17 protein-coding genes are annotated in these 23582 nt (G+C 57.7%); 4 read left to right on the top strand and 13 right to left on the bottom strand.

Annotation, left to right across the window (positions count from 1 at the left end; translation table 11 throughout):
* Positions 1–113: 113 nt before the first annotated feature.
* Both E1J53_RS15235 and lnt read right to left on the bottom strand, forming a co-directional pair.
* Complete coding sequence (locus E1J53_RS15235) at positions 114–1889, bottom strand: BamA/TamA family outer membrane protein (RefSeq protein WP_134273608.1); 1776 nt, start codon at positions 1887–1889, stop codon at positions 114–116.
* A gap of 62 nt (positions 1890–1951) precedes the next feature.
* The gene (gene lnt, locus E1J53_RS15240) at positions 1952–3793 is read right to left on the bottom strand and encodes an apolipoprotein N-acyltransferase (RefSeq protein WP_134273609.1); all 1842 of its coding nucleotides are present in this window, start codon (positions 3791–3793) and stop codon (positions 1952–1954) included.
* Positions 3794–3840: 47 nt separating this feature from the next.
* Here lnt and E1J53_RS15245 point away from each other — a divergent pair, with 47 nt between their 5' ends.
* From E1J53_RS15245 to E1J53_RS15255, 3 genes are all read left to right on the top strand, one after another.
* On the top strand, positions 3841–4524 hold the full coding sequence (locus tag E1J53_RS15245; RefSeq protein WP_134273610.1) for a hypothetical protein: 684 nt from the start codon (positions 3841–3843) through the stop codon (positions 4522–4524).
* Positions 4525–4714: 190 nt separating this feature from the next.
* On the top strand, positions 4715–7861 hold the full coding sequence (locus E1J53_RS15250) for a fasciclin domain-containing protein (RefSeq protein ID WP_134273611.1): 3147 nt from the start codon (positions 4715–4717) through the stop codon (positions 7859–7861).
* A 78-nt stretch (positions 7862–7939) separates the two neighbouring features.
* Positions 7940–8485: a GNAT family N-acetyltransferase gene (locus E1J53_RS15255; RefSeq protein WP_173021510.1), complete on the top strand. Its 546-nt coding sequence runs from the start codon at positions 7940–7942 to the stop codon at positions 8483–8485.
* Positions 8486–8684: 199 nt separating this feature from the next.
* Here E1J53_RS15255 and E1J53_RS15260 read toward each other — a convergent pair whose 3' ends face one another.
* The 7 genes from E1J53_RS15260 to E1J53_RS15290 all read right to left on the bottom strand — a co-directional run bounded on the left by E1J53_RS15260 (position 8685) and on the right by E1J53_RS15290 (position 17028).
* Positions 8685–9863 carry a M23 family metallopeptidase gene (locus tag E1J53_RS15260; protein ID WP_173021511.1) on the bottom strand — a complete coding sequence of 393 codons (1179 nt, stop codon included), beginning with the start codon at positions 9861–9863 and terminating at the stop codon, positions 8685–8687.
* Between the two features lie 112 nt (positions 9864–9975).
* Entirely contained in the window at positions 9976–10611 is a 636-nt protein-coding gene (locus tag E1J53_RS15265; RefSeq protein ID WP_134273614.1) for a class I SAM-dependent methyltransferase, read from the bottom strand.
* Positions 10612–10622: 11 nt separating this feature from the next.
* Entirely contained in the window at positions 10623–11834 is a 1212-nt protein-coding gene (locus E1J53_RS15270) for a BtaA family protein (protein WP_134273615.1), read from the bottom strand.
* Positions 11812–13371, bottom strand: a complete 1560-nt coding sequence (locus E1J53_RS15275) for an alkaline phosphatase D family protein (protein WP_134273616.1) — start codon at positions 13369–13371, stop codon at positions 11812–11814. The genes E1J53_RS15270 and E1J53_RS15275 overlap by 23 nt, the downstream gene beginning before the upstream one ends.
* 198 nt (positions 13372–13569) lie before the next feature.
* Positions 13570–14406, bottom strand: a complete 837-nt coding sequence (locus E1J53_RS15280) for a prohibitin family protein (RefSeq protein WP_134273617.1) — start codon at positions 14404–14406, stop codon at positions 13570–13572.
* Positions 14407–14439: 33 nt separating this feature from the next.
* On the bottom strand, positions 14440–15276 hold the full coding sequence (locus tag E1J53_RS15285) for a hypothetical protein (protein ID WP_134273618.1): 837 nt from the start codon (positions 15274–15276) through the stop codon (positions 14440–14442).
* A gap of 129 nt (positions 15277–15405) precedes the next feature.
* The gene (locus E1J53_RS15290; RefSeq protein WP_134273619.1) at positions 15406–17028 is read right to left on the bottom strand and encodes a glycoside hydrolase family 32 protein; all 1623 of its coding nucleotides are present in this window, start codon (positions 17026–17028) and stop codon (positions 15406–15408) included.
* A gap of 217 nt (positions 17029–17245) precedes the next feature.
* On the opposite strand from E1J53_RS15290, the gene E1J53_RS15295 reads away from it, so the two are divergent.
* Positions 17246–18349, top strand: a complete 1104-nt coding sequence (locus E1J53_RS15295) for an alkene reductase (protein ID WP_134273620.1) — start codon at positions 17246–17248, stop codon at positions 18347–18349.
* 82 nt (positions 18350–18431) lie between these two features.
* Here E1J53_RS15295 and E1J53_RS15300 read toward each other — a convergent pair whose 3' ends face one another.
* The 4 genes from E1J53_RS15300 to E1J53_RS15315 all read right to left on the bottom strand — a co-directional run bounded on the left by E1J53_RS15300 (position 18432) and on the right by E1J53_RS15315 (position 23546).
* Positions 18432–19184, bottom strand: a complete 753-nt coding sequence (locus tag E1J53_RS15300) for a BPSS1780 family membrane protein (protein WP_134273621.1) — start codon at positions 19182–19184, stop codon at positions 18432–18434.
* 82 nt (positions 19185–19266) lie between these two features.
* Positions 19267–19653 (bottom strand): DUF805 domain-containing protein, encoded by a 387-nt coding sequence (locus E1J53_RS15305; RefSeq protein ID WP_134273652.1) that lies wholly within the window; start codon positions 19651–19653, stop codon positions 19267–19269.
* 126 nt (positions 19654–19779) lie between these two features.
* The gene (locus tag E1J53_RS15310) at positions 19780–22329 is read right to left on the bottom strand and encodes an OmpA family protein (RefSeq protein WP_134273622.1); all 2550 of its coding nucleotides are present in this window, start codon (positions 22327–22329) and stop codon (positions 19780–19782) included.
* Positions 22330–22445: 116 nt separating this feature from the next.
* Positions 22446–23546: a PorP/SprF family type IX secretion system membrane protein gene (locus E1J53_RS15315; protein ID WP_134273623.1), complete on the bottom strand. Its 1101-nt coding sequence runs from the start codon at positions 23544–23546 to the stop codon at positions 22446–22448.
* Between the last annotated feature and the right edge of the window lie 36 nt (positions 23547–23582).

Raw genomic sequence — 23582 nt, forward strand, 5'->3', positions numbered from 1 at the left:
CCGAAAGGAAACCTGACCATCATTGAGGAGACGCAACTTAGTTTTCTTCCTTAAATCGTAGTCGCCTTTCGGCGAAAGGCTCCACCATGAGGAGAGCCCAGGGCGAAGTCCCCCTAAAACACACTCAAATACCCCAGGTGCACCTTCGGCGCCCCGAGGTCGAGCGGAATGTTGTTGGAGCGGCCCAGGGCGAGGCTCAGTCCAAAAATGCCCGCGCGGGTATCGAAATTGACGCCGGCGCCGAAGCCAAGGGGGGAGTCAATGTTGAGGTCAGGCTGGGCTTTGTTGCGTGCGTTGACGCGCGCCGCGTCGAGGAAGCCGAACAGGTAGGCGTTGCCGCCCAGCAGAAGGCGCAGTTCGGCGGTCAGGATCTGGTAGTCGGTGGCGAAGACGGACTGCTGGTCGAAACCCCGCAGCAGGCTGCCGCCACCCAGTCGGTACTGCTCGTTGGGTAGGGCGACGGAGGGACTGAAGATGCCCGCTCCCCGCAGGCCCAGGTAGGTCACCAGGCCATTGAGCGGTTCGAAGTAGTAGGCCAGGTCCGCTTCCACCTGGTACTGCCCGCCGCGGGCGGCCAGACTGTCGCCGGGCGGCAGGTCGAGCAGGCGGCGGAAGCCCGCCGCGGCACTCACGTCCAGGGTGTAGCCCCGCCGCGGACTGAACCGCCGGTCCGTACGGTTACGCCGCAGCTGCACGCCGAAGAGCGAGCGACTGACCCCCAGAGTGTCGGTGGTGGCCGGATTCACCGGGTCGGTAGCGCTACCCCGCCCGGGAATGACCGTTCGGCGGTTCTGCCAGAAGAAGGATAGTCGGTCGTTGCCTTCCCGGAGGTAGGTGGCGGCGAGCCGCCAGTTGAGGTTGAGGAAGGAGGAGTCGCGGCGGTAGAGGTCCAGTTCTCCCTCCACTCCGAAGGGGAGGCCGAAGAGGAAGGGGTAGTCCAGCGCCAGGGCGAGTTCCTGGGTCTGGGGCCGCAACTGCTCGAAGCGCAGCGCAATGCGCTCGCCCTGCCCGAAGCCATTGTACAGTTCTCCGTTCAGCTCTCCGGTGATGAGCAGCCGGTTGTTGTTCTGGGCGCTGTTGGGCAGCACGCCGATGACGAAATCGAACCGACTGGCTGGCCGCCGTTCTACGGGCAGGTCGATGAAGGCCAGGCTGTCCCGAAAGGTCACCTTCGGCTGACCGCGCAGGGTGAGGTAGGGGAGTTGGTTGAGTCGGCTGGTCAGCCGGCGAATGCGGCTGGGCCGGTAGGCTTCCCCGGGCCGCAGGCCCAGGTAGCGCTCAAGGAAGAGGGTACGGACGCGGGCGTTCTCGGGCACCGATAATTGCCCGACGGTTACCAGTGGCCCGGGACTGATGTCCACTCCGGCGGTCAGGCCACCGGGGGCGGACCAGTCGATGTCCCGCAGTCCCACGCTCGCGAAGGGGTAACCCGATTCGGCTACGGCGACCAGCAAGCTGTCGCGGAGGGCCGTCCAGGCTTCCTGGCGGAAGGGCCGGCCGGAGCGGAAGCGCCGCGGGCGGTAGCCCGCCCGGCGCAGCCAGGCCCGGGTATCTACGTCTTCCGGCACCCGGAGTTCCTCCCAGGTGTAGACCGGACCGCGAAACAGATGGGCCCTCATTTGCCCGGGAGCAACGGCAAAGAGGCTATCGACCGAGGCTTCCCAGAAGGCGCTGCCCCGTTGTTGGGCCACCCAGTCGTTGAGGTAGTCCAGCACCGCCAGGGAATCGTCGAAGGTGCGTTTGCCCCCCTTCCAGTCAAAGTCCCTGGCCGTTACGGAAAGGATCCAATCCCCCGGCCGTTCAGAAGTACTGGGCACCTGCGCCCGCGCCACCTGAATGGCCCCAAACACCAGAAGAAGCAACGGAAGGAGACGGTAAAGTGCGGTCATACCGACGTTCTAACGTTTGGGTGGACTGCTTTCGCGCCCGTGCTGGTGGCCCGCCGGCCCCGCTACTTTTGGGCGAATGCCTCCAGCCGGATCGTCCGGGCCAGGTTCCCGAGCAGGAGCATGGCGGAGAGCAGCAGCGCAATCCTGGCCGTCAGGTCGCCGAAGCGGACGTAGGGCGTGAGGTGCTGGTTGAGCGGCATATCGTCGACCAGAAAACCCTCCTGGCCGTACGGGGTCTTGCGGAGAACTTTGCCCCGCTGATCGATGAAGGAACAGTTGCCCATGTTGGCGGACCGGACCACCGCCCGGCGCGTTTCGATGGCCCGCAGGCTGGAAAACCAGTTGTGCTGGCGGTGGCCCGCCGTATTGTCCCACCAGCCATCGTTAGTGACCACAAAGATGGCTTCGGCCCCCTCCCGGATGTACTCGGTGAAGTACTCGCCGAAGACGGATTCGTAACAGATTACCGGCGCGATCTTTGCCCGCTCGCCCACGAGTGCTTCCCGGACGTCCTGGGTCCCGCGTCCCGCCACGGTACCACCCAGAGAATTGACGAGGGGCTCCAGGAAGAACAGCGTTTCGCGGAAGGGGAAACTCTCGGCGCCCGGCACGAAAACACCCTTCCGATAGGTTTGAACCTCCCCGGACTGCAGGTCAATTTGCACCAGAGCGTTCAGCGCTTCCAGAGCGACCTCCTCTCCGTTGCGGCCCGTGACGTAGCGCACTGCCGGGGTCAGGGGCTCTCCGGGAGCGAAGAAATGGTAGCCGTCAAATCCCGTGACGAGATAACGGAGATCCTCTTCCCGTAGCGAACGATACAGTTCATTCAAAGAGCGGGCCTGCAGCGGCTCGTCCTCGTTGACGTAGCTGAAGCTGGTTTCGGGGTAAACGAGGTAGTCAACCGGTCCGGCTCCCTCCAGGGCCTGCCGACTCAGTCGGAGGAAGGTATCCACCTGACTGACGGGGTCGCTGGAAAATTTCTCAAAATGGGGCTCGAAATTGGGCTGGATGGTGGCCACACGGATGGTGTCCCCCGCCGGAGTTTCGTAGGTGAAGTAGCGCAGGAGTGAAGCCCCCATCGGGATCACCAGCGCCAGGATCAGCAGGAGCATCGGCCGGCGTAGGGAAGTAGTTTTTGGCGTGACCGCAGGTGCACTGTCGTTGGGAATGACGGCCGTGAACCCCTGATATACCCGCAACACCAGAAAATTAACCAGGAAGATCCAGGCGGACCCGCCGAGCACGCCGGTGATCTCGTACCACTGGATCAGGGATGGAAATTGGGCGAAGCCGTTGCCGAGGGTCAGCCAGGGCCAGTTGAGCGACCAGTTGTAGTGGAAGTATTCGAAGGCCAGCCAAAAGGCCGGCAGCGCCAGGTAGGCCACTTTGGGGGAGCGGCGACTCGTCCAGTGGAAGGCCAGCCAGGGCAGCCCCATCAGGAAGCTGTTCACGACGATGGCGAATACCCCGGCCGCAAAGGCCGTATTGGTCACCCAGAAGGAGGCCAGGATGTTGTACAGCAAAAAGGCGTTGAAACCCGTCCACCACACCCGTCGGTAAGAGTTTTCCTTGTCGGAAATCTCCCGGTGGGCCAAGAGTAGCGGCACCCAGGCCACCAACAACAGGAAGGGGAAGGGAAGAAAACCGGGAAAGCCGAGGCCCAGCAGGACACCACTCAGGGACGAAAGCGCCAGGGGATACTGCTTCCACGAAGTGATCGTTTCCTCCCAGCGAAGGGAAAGGAAGCTGAGGGCGGAACCGTAGAGCGTAAGGTACAGAAAGAGGGGTAGGTGGCTCCACAATTCCCCCTGGCCCACCCGGGAATACATCGAATACCCCACCCCGGAAGCGATTCCCAGGAGGAAAAGTCCCAGCAGCAGGCGATGGCGTTTATTGGATAACATCGGGGACAAAAGTCCGAAAAAATGCGAGGATTGGACTATTTTGGAAGATGATATCTCGGTTAAAACGGAGCGTAGGTCGCGTAAACTGGAAATACTTTCTTTCGGAGGTACTGCTCATCGTCATCGGGATCAACGTGGGGCTGTGGTTCAATAACCTCAGCGAGAACCGTAAGCATGCGGCCGAAGAAAAGCTGTTGCTACGGGACCTGAAATCCTCCCTGGAGTCGGATCGTCAGGATGTTCTACATAATCTCACCCTGCACGAAGGGGCTACCGTAGCGGCCAAACGACTGTTGCAATTTGAGGGAACCCGACGCCCGGATAGTGTCTCGATGGACCTCGTGAATATTTGGCGGAACAGTATTCTGGTGGAGGATGAGTCGGCGTTCGAAGCACTGAAGTCATTTGGACTACAGCGCATCCGGGACGATAGTCTCAAGCGGGAGATCATCCGTCTGTACACGGTACATTACCAACTGGTATCGGCCATCAGCGACCGCCACGGTCGGATCGTGGAGCAGTTTGACGAGGTGATGAACGATATTTTCGTCTACGAGGGGCAACAATACCGGATGCGTAAACCGGGGCCGGAAAGCATCGCCCAGCATAGCTACCGGATCAAGCACCTGGAAAACTCCCACTACTACCTGGCCCACACTTACCGGGACCAGGTCCTGACCGCCATTGATGGGCTGCTGGACCGCCTGGCGGCCATGGATCTACCGGAATAAATTAGTCCGCAAGGCACCTTAGGCTGACCACCCTACAGGTGCCGGCGAACTACTTTTTTCTGTTCGTATTCGGTTTGTTGGCTGACAAATGAGTATGAAAACGCCTTGATGTCGGGGCGGATTTTCGGAATGGATGAACCAAGCGAGTTCATTTTTCTTACCCGCACGAAAATCAACCCAATAACCCGATATGCGTAAACTATCTACCACACTTTTTGCGCTGTTGCTATTTGCGGCAACGGCATTCGCCCAAACCGAAACGGTGGTTGGCATTATTGTCAACAGCACCGCACACGACACCCTCGAGGCGGCCGTCCTGGCGGCCGGTCTTGACGACGACTTGAGCGGAGACGGCCCCTTTACGGTCTTCGCGCCCACCGATGATGCCTTCGCCGCCCTGCCGGCGGGCACCGTAGAAACCCTGCTCGGCGATTCCGCTACCCTGGCCAACATTCTTCTTTTTCACGTCGCCGGTCTGGAAGCTCTTTCCACTGACCTCAGCGACGGTCAGCGCGTCATGACCCTTCAGGGAGGAGACGTGGTGGTGACCATCAATGCGGATGGCGTATTCATCAATGACGCCCAGGTAACGATGGCCGATGTTGACGCGACCAACGGCGTCGTCCACGTCATTGATGCCGTCCTTTCTCCCCCGCCCGCGACGGTGGTGGACATCATCGTGGAAAGCGAAGTGCACACCACGCTGGAAACGGCGGTAGGCATTGCCGGACTCGCCGACGCCCTGAGTGGCGCGGGCCCCTTTACCGTCTTTGCGCCCACCGATGAGGCTTTTCTGGCGCTACCTCCCGGGGTGCTAGCGGCCCTGACAGCCGACTCTGCCGCGCTGGCCAACGTACTGCTCTACCACGCCGTGGGGGCCGAAGCCTATTCTGACGACCTCGAAGATGGACAGCGGATCATGACCCTTCAGGGTGGCGACGTAGTCGTCACGATCAACGATGACGGCATTTTCATCAACGACGCCGAAGTCACGGTGGCCAACCTCCAGGCCCTGAATGGCGTGGTCCACGTCATCGATGCCGTACTGACGCCCCCACCCGCAACCGTAGTGGATATCGTGGTGGCCAGCGAAGTGCACACCACCCTGGAAACGGCCGTCATCACTGCCGGCCTGGCCGGCACGCTGAGCGGCGAAGGCCCCTTCACGGTTTTTGCGCCGACCGACAATGCTTTTGCCGCCCTGCCCGACGGTACCGTCGATGCCCTCCTGGCGGACTCTGCCGCACTGGCCAACGTACTCCTCTACCACGCCGTGGGGGCAGAAGCCTATTCCGACGACCTCGAAGATGGACAGCGGATCATGACCCTTCAGGGTGGCGACGTGGTCGTCACCATCAGCGACGACGGCATTTTCATCAACGACGCCGAAGTAAGCGTAGCGAACATTCAGGCCCTGAACGGGGTGGTCCACGTGATCGACGCCGTACTGACGCCCCCGCCGGCTACGGTGGTGGACATCATCGCGAACAGTGGCGTCCATAACACCCTGGAATCGGCTGTAGGCGTTGCGGGGCTTGGCGATGCCCTAAGCGGAGAGGGTCCCTTCACAGTCTTTGCCCCCACCGACGCCGCTTTTGCGGCTCTGCCCGATGGCGTACTGGACGCACTTATTGCCGACTCTGCCGCGCTGGCCAACGTACTCCTCTATCACGTTGCGGGTACTGAAGCTTATTCCGATGATTTGGAGGACGGTCAGCGGGTCATGACGCTCCAGGGGGGTGATGTTGTAGTCTCCACCACGATGGGACTCCGGATTAATGACGTTGACGTCATTCTGGGGAATATCCAGGCATTAAACGGGGTGGTCCACGTCATTGACGCCGTACTGACGCCCCCGCCCGCGACGGTAGTGGACATCATCGTAGAGAGCGAAGTACACACCACGCTGGAAACGGCGGTAGGGGTTGCCGGCCTGGCCGGCGCCTTGAGCGGAGAAGGTCCCTTCACGGTCTTTGCGCCGACGGACGATGCATTTGCGGCCCTGCCCGACGGTGCCCTGGATGCCCTTCTGGCCGATTCTGCGGCCCTGGCCAACGTGCTCCTCTACCACGTTGCCGGACTGGAGGCCTACTCCGATGATCTGGAAGACGGACAGCGCGTAATGACCCTGCAGGGAGGTGACGTGGTCGTAACGATCAACGACGACGGCGTTTTCATCAACGATGCGGAAGTGACCCTGGCCAACATCCAGGCCCTGAACGGCGTAGTCCACGTCATTGACGCCGTCCTGACGCCTCCGCCCGCTACCGTAGTAGACATTGTGGTGGAAAGCGAAGTGCACACGACGCTGGAAACGGCGGTAATTGAGGCCGGCCTGGCTGGCACCCTGAGTGGAGAAGGTCCCTTCACGGTATTCGCCCCTACGGACGATGCCTTTGCGGCCCTGCCCGACGGTGCCCTGGATGCCCTTCTGGCCGATTCTGCGGCTTTGGCCAACGTGCTCCTCTACCACGTTGCCGGCCTGGAAGCCTACTCCGATGATCTGGAAGACGGACAGCGCGTAATGACCCTGCAGGGTGGCGACGTGGTCGTAACGATCAACGACGACGGCGTTTTCATCAACGATGCGGAAGTCACCCTGGCCAACATCCAGGCCCTGAACGGCGTAGTCCACGTCATTGATGCCGTGCTGACGCCCCCGCCCGCCACGGTGGTGGACATCATCGTCAACAGCGAGGCCCACGATACGCTGGAGATCGCCGTCATCGAAGCCATGCTGGACGATGACCTGAGCGGCGAAGGCCCCTTCACGGTCTTTGCGCCCACCGATGATGCCTTCGCGGCACTTCCGGCCGGAACGCTGGACGAATTGTTGTCCGATCCCACGGGCGCCCTGGCCACGATCCTGCTCTTCCACGTGTCGGGAACCGAAACCTACGCGGCTGATCTTTCGGACGGCGATATGCTGCTGAGCCTCGAAGGGGAAAACCTGGACATCGTCATCAACGACGATGGCGTCTTCGTAGAAAATGCGCAGATTACCATGACGGATATCCAGGCACTGAACGGGGTGGTCCACGTCATTGATGCCGTCATGTTGCCCATGTCGGTGTCTACCGAGGAGCCCTCCTTTGCCGAGGACGTACGGATTCTCCCGAATCCAACCCAAACGGTCACTAACGTTGAGTTACCCCAGGAGATCATCCAGAGCGCCACGCTGCGATTGCTGGACATGAACGGCCGGGTGCTCAGCCAGCGCAAGGCACGGTCCACGGTGGAGCAGTTTGACGTCTCCACCTTCCCGGCGGGTACCTACCTGCTGCAAATTCAGGCGGATGCCGGTATTGCCTATCGTCGGATTGTCGTCCAACGATAAGCAGTAAACTATCTTTTCGGAACCCGCCTTCCCTCCCCGGAAGGCGGGTTCCCGTTTTTGATCCCCTACCTTTGCGACGTGGACATCGTTGACGTAAACGAAAAACTAAGCCTCCATCCCCTTCGGAGCAGTGATCATGCCCGGCATTATGCGTTATTGCGGCGCATTTATCCCCCGGCCTTTTCCTACCTGTGGCCCGATAACGGGGAGGGTTACGTGGAGCGTATTCACGGTTACGAAGCGTTTATCAGGGATTTGGCGGAGCCAGACACCCCCTACTACCGGGTGGAGTGGGACGGAAGGGCCATCGGTATCCTCCGCCTGCAACTTCATTATCCGTATCCGGGTGATCCGGAGGTTCCCGCGCTGAAGTTGGATCGGTTGTACCTCGGACCGGAGGCCCGGGGCCGTGGGGTGGGAACGAGCCTTTTGCGCTACACTCTTGACCTTGCGGGCGATCTGGGAAAACGGCTGGTTTGGCTGGAGCGCATGGAGTCCAACGAGGCTACGGTGGCCTTTTACCGTAGTCGTGGATTTCGGGACGGGGGAGCCTTCCGCTACGACGGTCCCGATATGCTGGACCAGTATCGGGGCATGCGTCGGTTGTGGTATCCGCTCACCTGACTTAGGCTGGGGAAACAATAACGTTACGTTGGCAACAGGTGCCAGGCCGAGGCGATTTTACCCGCGCTTCTAGGGATGTTTATCGATCCATTGGTTTTACGGATACCGAAGTAAAGTTGGGCAGCGGAGTGCAGGTGCAAAGTGCCGGGTAGGGCCGGGGTGATCACGTAAATCGGCACACCCGCTACGGCTGTTGCTGCTAGTCAAAATTCACGAAGCCCCGCTCCCCGCGTTCCGTTCGCACCCGGTAGAATCTTCCGATTACGCCAGTGAGCCAGACATTTTCGTTGGCCTCCAGCTTCCGTATTACTTCCCCGTCGCGGGCGGCTCTTTTGCGTAAATAATGACTTCCTCTTCTGGGGGTGCTGATGGGTTGGTCGGCCGGGTGGATCGAGAATCGATTATCCGGTGCCGGTCCGTTACCGGTCGGTCGGGCCAGAAAGGGGTAGGGGTCGATGGCCTTCCCCTTGGCGTACACGCCAAAATGAAGATGAGGTGGGGTAGTGCGGGCGTTACCGGTGTTGCCGACGGTACCGATGGCTTCCCCCCGTTCCACGTACTGCCCCTTACGCACGAATTGCTCGTCGAGGTGGGCGTAATAGTAACGCAAATCCCGTTCGTCGTCGTAGAGCCAGACGGTTTTGCCACCGATGCCACCGTTGTTAACGCGGGTGACCTCACCGGACACTGCCGCCACGAGTGGTGTTCCCTTGGGAGCAAAAAGGTCGTTGCCCTCGTGCCGTCGGCGCCCGCCATCCCGGGGGGCACCCCAGAAACTCTGGATGCAATCCTCGTCCTTTCCCGCAACCGGAAATGCTAAAACCGGCGAGGATTGCACAAACACTTCGGCTCGGGCCGCAGCGCCCGGGGTTCCCTGGACGACGAGGATCAGCTCTTCCCCCTCCGTTTCCCAGGCTTCGTAGGCGAAGGCGTGCTGCCCGTTTCGCCAGTGGGTCAGTGGGCGGACGTGTTCTCCCGGTAACCTTCCATCGGAGCGAATCGCGTACAGCTCGCCAAAAATTGGTGTCTGCCCCGCATAACTTACCGAAACGTTCAGCTCTCGACCGAGGGGTAAATGGAGCCTCAGCCCCATGGCGGAATTGCGGGCGCTGTCGCCGATGATGAAGGACTCCCGGTGCGGGACCTCGGCGTCGAGGGGGTGATTACGGGCCGCCCAGTAGGCGGCCTCCCAGGCCGCCCGCTGGGTCTCCGGTAGCTCATTGTTGTGCTGAAAAATGCTGCGCTCCGTGGCCCGGAAAAGTAGGCGGTCAACGTAGTAATCTACCTCCGAGCGAAAGGGAGAACCATTGGCGAAATAAAGCGCTGCGAAAAGGAGCACCACGAAAAAGAAGAGGTATCGTTTTTTTATCCGGGGCATGGGACAAAAATAGTGGGATTGCCGGCCTCCGGAGCACATAATCGATCAAGGCAGTACCCGGACCGATAAGTTAAGTTGGGATCGGTAGAAAATCTACGGAATCCGGAACCGCTTACCCTGGCTTTTTACCAACAAACTGGAAGTAATTCCACACCCCACCATAAGCGGGAAGAATGGTGGATCGTCCCTGCGGGATCACTTCCTGCAGGTAGGGAGACAAGTGCCCGTCCATCCGCACGTGGTGACCGGCCATATGACGCTCAAAAGTAGCGACCGGGGTATTGTGAAAGTCGACTACTCCGAGAATGCCACCGCCTTTTAAATCACTCATGGCAACGTCGATCAACCCTTCCCAGCCAGGATTGACCATGGTAAGGCAATAGCTAAAAATAATCAGGTCGTAGGGGTATTCAAGGGGAACTTGTCCGTAATGCCCCCGAAAGAGTTGGACTCTGGATTCATGCTTGGCAGTTTTTTTCCGAGCGATTGTCAGCATATCCCGGGACAGGTCGATACCGTGAATGCTTGCGTTCTTGTAGCGGTCCGCCAGCCGGCATAGGTTGGCGCCCGTGCCGCACCCCACTTCAAGGATTTTAAACGTCTCTATCCGGGCAAAGGGAAGTTCCCGAAGGAGCGTTCGTCGGCCAAAAAGAAAACTCCAGCGCGTGGCGTCGTAAATTTTAGACTGAAACCGATAATAGGTTGACAGCCTGTCTTCCAGCTCAGGGCCACGAGAATTCTGGGTCATAATTCAGAAGCTTAGTGGGTGACCTCAAGTAAAAAAGTACCCGCGTAGGTACCGACCCGGTCAAGTTTTGCCTGTGGTTCGCTCAGATCATTGCGAAAGCGTACCCGCCGACGGACAAAATCAGGAACCACGTCGGGGCGTTCGCAGGCCGAGCGGAGAAGGATTTTTGTGCCAGGCCGGGAGTTCGCCATTACTTGCTCCCATTCTTCAACCATTGCGGCAAGGTCATGGTTGGCCAACCAGTCCAGGTGATCCAGCAGTACAAAGTGTGAGTATTTACCAGGCTTATTCTTTAGAAAGCTGGTAATGGTGGTCGTGTGGGTCTGAATATGATCCAGGTGTTGCGATAGCCGTTCAAAGTTTTCTTCCCACAAATAGTCCGGACAGCACTCTTTGGTGTATCGACCCCGGAAATAGAGGGCGTAGAAATAATTGTCTCCGATGGGTAAATCCGTAAATATATGACGGAGTGCATCCCGCACGTAGCCCCGCAGGCCGTCTCTTCGCTCATTGATTAGCCGGGCCTGGGCTTCGGGTACGCCAAGTAAATTCAGGCTGAGCGTCTGCCTTAATTTACTGCCCAGCAAAACGTTGAGGAGCCGGGGTTCCAGCCCAAAGTATAACTCCCGTTGTTCTTCCAAAGTCGTGGCCCGAAAGAATCGTTCAATTTCTGCGTGTAGCCGATTGTTGGTCCGTAGCAAATTCCCTACGGCCCAGGCAAAATAGCCGCTGCTTCCGTGCCAGTAGAGACCGGATCGCCGTCGTTTTGGGGTAAAGTAGTGCTGCTGGCGGTCCCAAAATATTTTGCTGCGCTCGGGCAGGTCTGCCCGTAGCCGGTGGGAGTATAATCGATGGAATTCCTCGCTTTTTCCCTCTCCGAAAAGCGTGAAAAAAGAATTCCAGGATAAAAATTTAAGTCCGGATAGTTTTAGGTGAAGCAGCGCATTTTGGCGCAGGTTAACGTCAACGCAGTGAATGGTTTGTGGGCAATCGAGCAAATACGCCAGCGCATTATCTCCGGCACTGGTGATCATTACGACTTCACTCGAAGCATCTAAATTCAGCATGACACGATCACAGCGGGGGGCTTCCCAGCAGGTGTTGTAAATAAGCTTATTGCCGTGAATGCGGTCAAAAAGCCAATTCCGCAGCCGGGTTGTCGGGTGCTTTGGCGGAGGAGAAGGCAACGACGGAGAAGCTTTAACGAGCGTGGTGGTGGACATAGTCGAGGAGGAACGTTTTATGGGATTTCTCCCGGAGGTCCGGCTTGCGGATGTCCTTCAGAAACCTGAAGGTGGCACTTAGCTTTTCCGGGGTGATGTCGAGAACAAGGAATCCGTGATCGGAAAGATTAGTGAATTGTAAATGCGGATTGTCGCGGTAGAGCCGGTACTTTGCTACGGTAAGGGTATCCCAGCCCTGGATGAATTCGTCATAGTTAGCACTGCTGACACTGGGAGTGCCAAATTCATGAGCGAGGGGAGGGGCCTGGTCGACGGAGGGCTCAACTTCAAAATACCAGCTGCAGTGAGTGTCACCGGTCAGAAAGACCGTATTAGGGTTGCGGTACTTTCTCAGGCTGTCGATTAGTTGAGATTTCTCATGCCGAAAACCATCCCAAGCATCCAGGTTGACGGCGTACTGGGGCAGGATATTGGATAGGTCCAGCTTAGCAAACAGGACCTGATTACCGATTAACTGCCAATGCCCCGTTGCGGTAGCTAGTTCTCCGGACAACCAGCTTAATTGGCGCTGGCCGAGAATGTGTTTTGTGGTATCCTCAAGAGCGGCAAGAGAGAAATCTGCTGCCGGGGCTGTCCTGGCTGCCAGCCGCTCATCCAGCATGTACAGATCGGCCGTTTGGCCAAATTCAAAGGAGCGGTATAATTCGCCGGAAGCCCGTTCACGGACCGGCATCCAGTCGTAGTATATGGCCCTGGCGGCCGTCATTCGGGTCAGATAATCGCCCTCAAGTTCCGGGTTATGATTCTCCGCTCCCTTGGTATGACTGTTGTTGGCGACTTCATGGTCATCCCATACACAAATAAAGGGATGATTGGCGTGAGCGAGTTGGAGTTGAGGGTCCCGCCGGTACTGAGCATATCGCTGGTGGTAATCCCTGGCCGTTACGACTTCATGCCTCGGATAATGCAATCGGCCGATGGTGGTGTCTCCGTATGCACCACTGGCGTATTCATAGATGTAGTCTCCCAAATGAATGATGGCGTCGAAAGGTTCCTGTGCCATCACTTCAAAAGCGTTGAAGTAGCCCCATTCCAAGGCATTGCAACTAACTACGCCAAGCCGGACTTGTCCCCGGAATTCCCTCGCCGGGGCAGTCCTGGTCCGACCGGTTCTCGACCATTTTCCCCGATGACCAAACCGATAGTAATAAGCGGTGCCGGGCTGAAGCCCCCGGACATCCTCCTTCAGGCGGTAATGGTGAGCAGCCGTCACGGTTATCGTGTCAGACCGTAGTGGTGGGGTAAACTCCGGTGAGCGGCTCAATTGCCAGACGATTGACGAATCTGTACGGGCGGCGAGACTGTCTAACATCGTCCAGATGATCACCGCATCAGGCAGCGGGTCCCCACTGGCTACGCCGTACGGGAAGGGGGTATACTCAGGAAGAGAAGCTGCCCTGGCGGCGGTGGGAATAACACTTAGGTAATTGGTGGATGAATTTGCCGGAAATGCGCTCTCTTGGCATCCCTCAATCATGAATAGCGCTAAAGTTGGAAATAACCACCAACGAAACATGCAGTGTGATTTGACCCCGCAAAAGTGGTGGGGCAAAATCAAGGAATTACAAAGCTACTGTGAAGATTATGGGAAGAATACTGGGTTGTATGAAGCACCCGTTAGCTGAGCGTAAAAAAAAAGCACCGCGCCCCCCGGCGCGGTGCTGCTAGTAGTCAAGACGCTCACTTTACTCACTAATCCAAATAAACTCAGTTCTTAGTCCTTACGCTGTCGGGTAAGGCTGCTTCTCGTTGCGGGGGCGGGGGAGCCCACGGATTCATTCATCATTACGGGTAGGTCGCCATCCGAGACAATGACCTTGGTGTTGGGAGATTTCGCCAACTCCAGGAAGGCTTCTATGGACTTGAAGCGAAGAATTTCTTCGGTAAGGCCTTCGGCGATGATCAGCTGGGCGTCGCGGGTTCCTTCGGCGCGGATACGCTGCTGTTCAGCTTCGCGTTGTGCTTGTTGCAGCACAAACTCCATCCGCAGGGCCTGCTGCTCGGCCTCCAGCTTTTCCTCGATGGCACGAGCGAGATTCGCGGGCAGTTTGATGGACTTCACCAGGACGTTTTCAATATCAATGCCGCGGCCTTCCAGATTTTTGTCCATCTGATCCTGGATGGCGCCTTCGATGATGGCCCGCTGCCCGGTGTGCATGTCCTTGGCAAAGTATCGGGCGGATACATCCGCCACGGCCGAACGGAAGACCGGCAGAATGACGCTTCTTTCGTAGTTGTTGCCGATTTGCCGCAGGAGCTCGGGGGCCTGCGTTCCGTCAACGCTGTAGAGGATGGAAATCTCCGCCCGGATGTTGAGCCCTTCCTTGGAGGGAAGATTCAACTCCACCTCCATGTTTTCAGTTTGGGTGCTGAGTTTCTGAATGTTGGTGATGAAGGGGTTGTAGAAAACCACCCCCTGGTCGTAGGGCTTTTCCCGGTATTTACCCAGCGTTTGCTTTACGCCGACCTGCCCTTCCCGGACAATGGTACAGCTAGGCAGGGCTAGCGTAATCGCTAGAAGAAAGAGAGAAAATTTCAACAGGTTCTTCATGGTCACTTGGTTTTGGGTGATTACGGGTTAGGTTTAAAAGTTGCAAAGGCTTTGGAACATTACCTGGGCGGGAGTAAACCCGGCATCTGCGCTCTTGGAAAGATCCGCACAACCGTTCATGTAGTTGTGGAGCAGGATGTTCCCCAGGCCACGGTTATAGTAAAGTTCCGGCCAGTGCACGGTGTTAGTCAGGAGGGCATTATTGTAGTGTGCAACTGCTTTGTCGTAGTCGTGTTCGAGCATGGCGAGGTTGCCGCTCAGCATGTCAACCACGGAGGTATTGTAGTCTCTTGGAAGGTCGAGCAGGGCCCGGCGGGAAGCCGGGACATCCTGCAGGACCTTGTGTTGTAGGGCCGCTACCGCCGGAGCGGTCACTTCGGTGTTCTGGATGCTGAAATACTGATAGGTGTAATAGGCTTGAGGGGTACTGGGAGGGCTGAGGGGGTCTTCGGTGGTATTAAATCCGTATTCTTTCTGATACCATTCCTGGGGGTAGAGCGCCAGGAAGGGCAATAAGGCATGGCGGCCCTTGGCCATGAAGAAGGCCGTTGCGTAAGGGTCCTGTCGTTCGGCGATGGCACGATCACGATCGGCTTCCGCGTGCCGGCCAAGGCGTTGGTAAAGCGCCGCACGACCGGTCAGTGCCGGAATCCAGTCCGCCTGCCAGGCCAGCGCGCTGTTGTAGGTTAACAGGGCTTCTTCAAACTGACCGTTGAGTTGCTGTCGGTAGGCCAAATTGAGTTTGGCAACCGGCAGGTTGCGGTAATTCCTTGCCGCCGAACTGGGCAGCAGGGGAAGCGTATTGGCTTGCGCCATCACTGGAGTAAAGTCCAGTAAAAAGGGGAGAAACAGCAGTATGGAAAGGCGCATAAATTTCATGATTGCTGCGTTTGTCAGTAGTAACTATTTCAAGTGGTGATAGTTTTACTATCATTGAGGGAGATAGTTGCTTTTGACGTCCAAATGACATTTAACAGCACGTTTGCGCCTTTTCGGGACTTATTTACCCGCTATGGGCCAAATTTTTCCGCCTTCCAACCGCATGTGCCCGTCTCCGTAAACTTCAAGCACGCCCTTCGTGAACGGGGATTCGGGAAAGAAGATGTCCGTCATTACCGGCTCTCCCTGATCGGCGAAGAACTCCAGCGACGTCCGGTCAAAAAATACGTGGAGTCTAAGTTGCCCCTCATTGCTCCAGCGGGGTGCCCGGTGGAGTTCGGTGGCAAAACGTTCCTCAAACCCGACCTTACCGGAACGGCGCCGATCGGTAAAGAATTCATTTTTATCGCGCCCGCGGTCATAGCCCAGGCGAACAAAATCTCCGGACTCGTTGGACAGGGTAACGTAGACCTGCTCGGCCTGGCTATCCACCAGATCGAACAGTAACTCCATTTCAAAGACGCCCGCCTCGGGTAGGTCGCTCAGGGGGAGTTCGTGCACACCTGCGGCCAGCTTTTCGCCCGGAATATCAATCGGCGTGCCCCGGAGCTGCTTCAGTTCACTGACGGGGCGTTGACGGAGACGGGTGCCAAAATCGGTGGTTTGCAGGTGCAGGCTGCGGGGAATCGTCATGGCACTGCGCCAGGTGGTCGTGGGGACCACCTGGGCGTAGTCCCAGTTACTCATCCATCCCAGGAAAATCCGCCGGCCATCCTCTTCGGGGATGTCCGACCAGGTAACGCCGGCGTAGTTGTCCCGGCCGTAATCCAGCCAGCGAACGACCTCATCCGTACTGTAAGGCGGCTCGGAAAGGGGGGTGAAGGTTTCACCGTCCCAGTCTCCCACGAAGTAAAAGGTCCCGGAACCACCATTGGCGCCGCCCGGATTGATGCTTACGATGAGCACCCAGGCGGTCCGGTCCGTACCTTCGATGGGCAGCGGGAAAAAATCCGGACACTCCCAAACCCCGTCGTGGTTGGGGGCGTCTTGTCCGAATTCAAATACCTGTTCCCACTCAAGCAAATTGGGGGACGTCCAGAATTGCACCCGGTCCTTGGCCGCAAAAACCATCAGCCACTGCTCGCGGGCTTCGTCCCAGATGACTTTCGGATCCCGAAAGTCGCGGATGCCGGGATTGGGGATGACGGGGTTCCCGTCGTATTTCGTCCAGGTTCTGCCCTGATCTACGCTGTAAGCAATGCTCTGATACTGAAAATCCACGGCACCTGCGTCCGCGCCCACGGGGTCATGATGGGTAAAAATGGCCACCATCGGAGGATTTTCCTTGCTACCAAAGCCACTGGTATTCTGATGGTCAATCACCGCACTTCCGGAGAAAATGTAACCCAGCGAATCTGGTGCCAGCGCTACGGGAAGGTGTTCCCAGTCGACCAGGTTTTCGGTAACGGCGTGCCCCCAGTGCATGGGCCCCCAGACGTTACTGTCGGGGTAATACTGGTAAAAAAGATGGTATTCTCCCCGATGGTATACCATGCCGTTAGGATCATTCATCCAGTTCGCCGGCGGCGTGAAGTGATAAACGGGGCGGTAGTTGTCGTCGGCGGGCAGCTCAGTTGCGGTGGCCATTTCGGAATCGTTTGCAATGGGGGAAGCATCATCAGTACAGGCAGTAAGGATGAGGCTCAGGACGGCAAAGGTGGAAAAAAGTCTTGGGTAATGCATGAGATGAATATATGCTGGAATCCACTTTTTCGGTAATCGAAACGAAAAAGCCGCGCCAGTTGAGCGGAAGATTTTTTTGGGCAACGGGTGCAGGTGCCATGTCGCAGGTAGGGCAATAGTGGTGGGCAAAGGAAGCCCGGTTGTCGGCAGGCGGCAAAATTCCGGTTAGGAGCCAACTCAATTCCCCGCTGGTCCGTTGCAGCGAAAAAGAAACCCAATGAGTAATAAACTATTTACCACTTACACCCTCGGAGAGATTACGTTGTCCAACCGGGCGGTGATGGCCCCAATGACCCGAAGCCGCGCCCTTGACAACGTCCCCAACGAACTGATGGCCACCTACTACGGCCAGCGTGCCGGGGCCGGCCTGATCATTACGGAGGGAACTTCCCCCAGTCCCAATGGCCTGGGCTACCCCCGGATTCCCGGTTGTTTTAACGAAGACCAGGTGGCCGGCTGGAAGCTGGTCACGGAGGCCGTTCATCAGAAGGGCGGCAAAATTTTTCTGCAGATTATGCATACCGGTCGGGTGTCCCACCCGGATAACCTGCCGGCCGGTGGCCGGGTAGTGGGCCCCAGCCCGATTGCCCTGGAGCAAACAAAGATGTACGTTGATGGCCAGGGAGAATTACCCGTTCCCTTTCCGGAGGCCATGAGTGCCGAAGACATTGACGTGGCCATCAAGGAATACGTCAACTGCGCCAAACTGGCCATCAAGGCCGGTTTTGACGGGGTAGAACTCCACGGCGCGAATGGGTATCTGATTGATCAGTTCATCAATCCCCTCAGTAATCAACGGAAGGATGAATACGGTGGCAGCATTGAAAACCGACTGCGCTTCGCCCGTCAGGTAGCCGAAGCGGTCGTGGCGGCGATCGGTAAGGAACGTACCGGAATCAGGATTTCTCCCTACGGCGTCTTCAATGAATTAGGCGCCTTCGACGACGTTGACGAAACCTTCGTTGCCCTGGCGAAGATGGTCAGTGAGCTCGGACTGGTGTACCTCCACCTCGTCGATCACTCCGGTATGGGGGCTCCCGCCGTTCCGGACAGCATCAAGGCCGACCTTCGCAAAGCCTTTTCGGGAACGTTTATCCTTTCCGGCAACTACGACGCCGAGCGGGCCCACGAAGATTTGAGCGCCGACAAGGGGGACCTGGTGGCCTTTGGCCGCCCCTACATCGCCAACCCGGATTTGGTCGAACGCTTCAAGCAGGGCGTTGAACTGGCCACTCCCGATTTCGATACTTTCTACACGCCCGGCCCGGAAGGCTACACCGACTACCCGACCTACGAAGAAGCTACGGAAAGTGCCCAATAGGGTGGGGGTGAGCCCCAACGATGCTTAAAGAAGAAAGCCCCTCCCGACAGATTTCGGGAGGGGCTTTTACGCTTAGCTTTTTCTACTCAACAAAATGATCGGTAATCATATGCTCATTACCGTCTTCGTCGGGTAAGCCGACGATGTCCCGAAAGGCGGCGTACACCGAGGCCATGTATACGGGATAGGTGAACAGGATGCCAATCAGTAGGATGATCAGCCCTAAAGAGCCCAGCAGCCCGACCAGGAGAATAAAGCCGAAAAACACGAACCATTGTTTAGAGATGATCTTTCGGCTGGCTTCCAGGGCGTCCCAGGCCTTCATTTTCTGAAATACGATCAGGAGTGGGGCAAAGCTCCAGGAAATGGCCAGGTAAATGATGGGGATGATGAGGATAAAGGCCCACCAGGGGAAGGCCCCGAGGTCACCATTGTCAAGTCCGTTGACGTCCATGGTGAGAAATATCGCGGCAAAAAAGGGAATCATGATGGCCATAATGATGCCAAACTGGATCAGGGCCGCCACCACCAATGGCCCCAGATAATCGAAGCCCTTGAAAAAGTCGGAGAACTCCAGATGTTGCCGGTATTCGGTTTTTTTGGCGGCCAGGTAGAAGCCGACGGTGAGGCAAGGGGAAACCACCAGGGTGCCCAGGGTTCCGAGAAAGGGGATGACCCCGATGATGCTCACAATGATGAAGAAGAGGGCGGTGTAGCCCATGAAAAGTCCGAGGTTACTCTTGACGATGTCAAAACCCTGGCTGATGTAATCGCTGAAGCGAAAGTTGTAGTCCTGGTCAATGGCGCGCTGTACCTGATTAGGGATATAATTCATGCGGGGAAGATGTTTAGTGGGAGAAAAAATGCCCGTGGCCGATGTTTCGACCACGGGCAATCAGTTTACGTTGAGGGTCGGATTAATCCACGAGGTGGGCCGCCACGTCGTCCGTAGCTCCCGTTTTGGGATTGGGACCGTATTCGTTGCTTCCAGGAGCACTGTCCGTGGCGAACCACACGATGAGCAGGATGGCTCCGATCAGGGGGACGAGGGCAATGAGTAACCACCAGCCGCTGCGGCCAGTATCGTGCAGGCGGCGCACACCCACGGCGATGCCGGGGATCAGCATGGCGAGTGACCATAGTCCGGCCAATCCGGCCAGCAGGCCAATGTCCGTGGCGATGCCCAGGCCCTGGAGGGCCCAGCCAACCACGAGGTTTACCAGGAAGAAGTACCAGTATTCGCTGCGGCGGGAACGGCCGGTGAACTGGGCGTATTTACTGAGGGCAAGTTTAAAGTACTCAATCATTGTGCGAGGATTGCTTTAGAAGGTGAGTTAAGGCCTTAAAGATAATCGTCTTCACCACAAAACAAAATCCTCACGCAGGAGCAGAGTCCCGGCGTGAGGATTGTGAGAAATCTGGAGAATATTCTACTTAATCAATTCAAAGCTGTATTCGACCATCTCCAGAATGGGAACGTCGCGTTTATCGGTCTGTTCCAGGAAGATATCGACGACGATGGTTTCGTCTTCGTCTTTTTCTTCACTGTCAAAGGTTACTTCGATGGTACCGCTCTCTCCGGGCTGGTATACCTTACTGTTGTCGTGCTCGTAACTGGTACAGCTACAGGCCTGGATCAACATGATTTTGGCGGGTACCTTACCGGTGTTGGTGAAGGTGTACGTAAACGTTCGGGTGTCTCCCTTTTTAACCTTGCCCAGCGCGAGCTGACGCCGGTCAAACTGCAGAATCGGCAGCCCTTCAATATCGGTTTGTCCGTAGAGACTGGAGAAACGGGTGATGCTGTCGCGGGGATCCGGATCCACGGGCACCTGGGGCAGGGCGTTGCGGTTGGGACCGTCGAGCTTCCGTTCGATCACGTCGCGACGGATGACGATGGTCGTGGGGCCTTCGAGAATTTTGAATTCCGTGCGGCGATTGAGTTCGTGGGCGCGTTCCCGGGTCTCCTCGTCGGGCAGGGCATTGATGAAATCGTCGGTCAGCACATCACCTTCGCTGAGGAAGTCAATCCGTTCGGCCAGGCGCGGAGAGGCGGTCTGGGGAACGGTCTTACCGTATCCGGCAGTTTTGATCCGGGGGCCGGCGATGCCGCCGTTCACGATGAGCCACCGGCGGGCGGAATCCGCCCGGCGCTTACTGAGCCGCTGGTTGTAGTCCGCCGGGCCCCGGCTGTCCGTATGGGAGCTCAGCTCAATGACCATGTCCGGGTACTGCTCCATGATTTCCTGTACTACCCGTAAGTCCGCCTCCGCTTCGGGAAGAATATCGGCCTTGTCGAAATCATACAGAATGTGTTCCAGCACGATGGCTTCCTCGATGCTGACGGTATCGTAAAGCGGAGCATCCACGACGGGCGCGGGAATAGGCTTGAGGAAGAAGACCTGTTGAAATTCTTTGCTTTCCTCCAGACCGAGCGTATTCAGGTAGACCGTGTCCGGGTAGTAGCCGGGGTGGTTGGCCACCACCTGGTATTCGGTTTCGAGGGTGAGGCCGAAGTCGAAGCGGTTACCGTCGTCGCGGGTTTTCTGCTGGCCGGAGCCTACGGGCGCATCGTTGAGGACGGGTTGCAGTTCGATGGTACCGTTGGTGAGTGGCTCCCGCGCTTCGCTGAACAGGCCAACCACGAGGTTGGCGTACAGGCTGGCAATCTGAAAGCCGTAAATGTCATCGCAGCAGGTTTTGCTTTTGATGGACCGGCCGCCTTCGCGGTTACTGGTCATGAAGCCCACCAGACCGTCGCCAAATACGCTGAGGCTCTGGTCGTCGACGAAGCTGTTGAAGCCGGTACCCATGTTCTCGGGTTCACTCCACTGGCTGCCGTCCCAGGCGGCGTAAAAGAGGTCGAAGCCCCCCATGGTGGGGCGGCCGTTGGTGGAGAAGTAGAGCGTTCCGTCGAAGTAGAAGGGCGTCACTTCATCACCGATGGTGTTGATGGTGGGGCCCAAATTAACGGGGGTGCCGTAGCGACCGTCGCCCTGGTAGGGGGCGTAGTAGATGTCCAGGCCACCAACTCCGCCGTCCATGTCGGAGACGAAAAAGAGCACTTCGTTGCCAAACAGTTCCCCGACGGCCGGCTGCATGGCCAGATGGTCGGGACCGTTGATGCCGGAAACGGGGTTGCCGCTCTTCCAGCCGTTGTCGTCTACGTCGCTGACGTAGATTTTGGAGTCGGTGATCTTATGGCTATTCAGGGCGAGCCGGTTATAGTACAGTCGGCGACCGTCGGTACTGATGGAGGGGTTGGCCGTGCTAACGCCGGGCCGGTTGACCTCCTTGTCCAGGGCTTCGGGCTTGCCCCAGTTCCCTTTGTTGTCCTTGGTCGACATGAAGATGCGACTGAACTGCTCGGCGTCATTGGCGTCCGTCTGCGCTACGGCCTCGGTTGATTTCCAGGTGGAGAAGTAGAGGGTGTTGCCGTCGGCGCTCAGGACGGGACTGTATTCGCTAAAGGAGGAATTGACCTTGCGGTCGAGTAGTTCAATGGCCACCTCGCTGGTTTCCTGCGGGGCGTCGCGGTAGAGGCGGATGCCCTCGAGTTCCAGTTTGGTGAAGGCCTCCAGCCGATCATCGTCGTTGTGGAGGAGGAAGTTTTCGAAGTAAGTACGCGCTTCGTCGTACTGCCCGTCCATTTTCAGGGCCCGGGCGTAGTGGTAGCGGTGGATGTTGTTGGTGGTGTCACTGGCCTCGCTGCGGCGAAATACCTGCTTGTAGCGGCGCACGGCGGCCTGGATGTCCCGCAGTTCGAGGTTCATCAGGGCGATGGTGGGCAACAGTTCTTCCTCTTCAAACTGATCGTAGGCTTCTTCGTAGTTTTCCAGGGCTACGTACCAGTTTTGGGTGATGCGGGCAGAATCTGCCGCCGCCATCAGCTGCTCGTAGTTGGAAGAACCGGAGAGCGGCTGCGCGGCAATCGGTAGGGCAAAAACCAGTGAGAGAAGTAACGGGAAGAAATATTTCATCGCAACGATGGTTTGGCTGCTGGAGCGGCTTTAATGGGAGGTTCCGGCCCAAAATAGGGAACCGGATCAACAGAAGGATAAACGCGGAAAAATTCCGCGAGGGTGTGAAGGCTTCGTTAAATCCTCGGACAGAGAACCGTCGGCGTGACCTCCGGTTTCTTGTAGATGTTGAAAATGTAGGCGATGCCCAACTCGAAGGCCCCCTGATAGTTGGTCACCTGTCGGGCCTGACTCAGGGTGATGTCGTAGCTCAGGGCACCCCGCAGCTGACCGGCATCGAGGCCTACCATCACCTTGGCGGCGTCGGCCGTGCGGTAACCGAGGCCGAGGCGGAGGTCAAGGTCCTTCTTCAGGTTTCGGCTGCCCCACGCCTGAATCGATACCGAGCTGGTTCCGGCAGATTGCTGGTAGAAAACCGTGGGCTGGAAGCGCCACTTCTCACTCAGTTCCATGTCCATCCGCGCGTGGGCGTGGATGGTCGAGCGGCGGTCGAAATCCCGGCTGCCGCCTTCCTCGCCCATCATCGTCGTATCTCCCTGCATGGTAGGGACCAACGACCGACGGTCACCGCTGTTGAGGTGTAGCAGGGCAACGCCGGCTTCAAAGACGTTGGCTTTCTTTTCGTCCATCAACAGCTTTAGTTTAACGCCGGCGTTGATGTCGGTGAAGCTGTTGTTGTTTTGATTGCCGTTGGGGCCCATACCGGACATTGTGGGGAACTCACTGCGCCCCAATTGCCCCTGTCCGCCGAGTTCTTCGGCGATGTTAAGGCCCTGAATGGGAACGCCCTCCGGGGTGATGCCGTAAGACTGACTGCCGTACTGTCCGCCGATGGTCAGTACGTTCTGCCGTTTTTTGTCGAGGGCCAGGTGGTAGCTGGCGCTCAGGCCAAAAAAGGTGGACTGAATATCGAAATCACCGGCCTGATCGGAGACGAGGCTGAAGCCTACGCCCACCCAGTCCTGCTTGCGAAAACCGAAGGCCAGCGGAGCGTCGGCGTAGGCGGTCGGACTCTGAATACCGTTGAGGCTGTGCCACTGTCCGCGGTACACGCCGCCTACCCGGATGGAGCCGGAAAAGCTACCGGTATTGGCCGGGTTCAGCCAGAGGGGAGCGTAGTTGTGGAGGGTATAGTGGACGTCCTGGGCGTGGACGCAGGTGCAAAGCGCACCGGTAAGGCCAAAAAATAACAGTAAAGCGAGTCTGCTGTGTTGCATGGGCTGGCGAGTATTGAGAAGGCCCAAGATAAGCAG

Source organism: Lewinella sp. W8, from assembly GCF_004375085.3.
Lineage (GTDB): Bacteria > Bacteroidota > Bacteroidia > Chitinophagales > Saprospiraceae > Neolewinella.